We start from the raw sequence: 970 nt of genomic DNA on the forward strand, positions 1-970 counted from the left end.
GGCCGCTGCCCCCCGGGGCACGGACCCCGGCGAGCGGACCCCGGGGAAAGGGGGAGCGCCGTCGTCGGGAAAGGGACCGGAAGGGACGGGGTCCGGCAGGACGCCGCTTCGGAGGCGCCGCGCGAGCCGACCGACCCGCTCGGACGGTGGCTGCTGGAACAGCGCCCGCCCCACTGGGGATGACTCATGCGCCGTCGGGCTGGGCCTGACTCATGCGCCGTCGGGCTGGGGGTGACTGATGCGCCGTCGGGCCGGGGCCGACCCGGCGGATCAGTCCGCGGCTGACCCCGAGGACCCGGAGGACTCCGCGGCGGAGGACGATCCGGACCCCGAGGACGAGGGCCCGCTCCTCGAGTCCGTGCGGTAGAAGCCGCCGCCCTTGAACGTCACGCCCACGGACCCGTACTGCTTGCGCAGCGTCCCGCCGCACTCGGGGCACTCGGTCAGGGCGTCGTCGGAGAAGGACTGGACGATGTCGAAGGCGTGGTCGCAGTCCTTGCAGCGGTAGGCGTAGGTGGGCATGGGGATCCTTCGTGGGGCAGCGGTGCGTGGGCGCCGGCACGGCCCGTGCGGGCCCCGGCTCGATCAAGGATCCTAGCCCCGCACCGGCCCCGTCAGCGGCCCGTGGCGCCGCCGCCCGCCACGCCTCGGCGAACCACACGAGCCCGTCCGCGGTGGCCACGCCGTGCACGGGCCGGTCCGTCGGCTCGGCGGGCACCGCACCGGCCGGCAGCACCTCGTCCGGGAACAGCAGGGCGACCCGCGGCAGGGTGGGGGGCAGCGTGGCGAGGGCACGGTCGTAGTAGCCGCCGCCCTGGCCCAGCCGCATGCCGGTGCCGTCCACGGCCAGGCCCGGCATGATCAACGCGGCGGCGTCGTGGAGGGCGGAGGTGGGCAAGCGTGTGCCGACCGGGCTCCTCCACCGGGGCGTGGGCCGAGCGGGCGGTGGCCACGCCCGGGGTCCAGACGG

The 970-nt window shown here is 76.4% G+C and carries 1 protein-coding gene and 1 pseudogene; both read right to left on the reverse strand.

Annotation, left to right across the window (positions count from 1 at the left end; genetic code table 11):
- Nucleotides 1-270 precede the first annotated feature (270 nt).
- The gene (locus AC2W7A_RS12840) at nucleotides 271-522 is read right to left on the reverse strand and encodes an FmdB family zinc ribbon protein (RefSeq protein WP_485991668.1); all 252 of its coding nucleotides are present in this window, start codon (nucleotides 520-522) and stop codon (nucleotides 271-273) included.
- Between the two features lie 211 nt (nucleotides 523-733).
- Nucleotides 734-859: pseudogene (locus AC2W7A_RS12845) on the reverse strand (5-formyltetrahydrofolate cyclo-ligase); the annotation flags it as partial.
- Between the last annotated feature and the right edge of the window lie 111 nt (nucleotides 860-970).

The organism is Micrococcus sp. LASM2_SD2, from assembly GCF_057364565.1.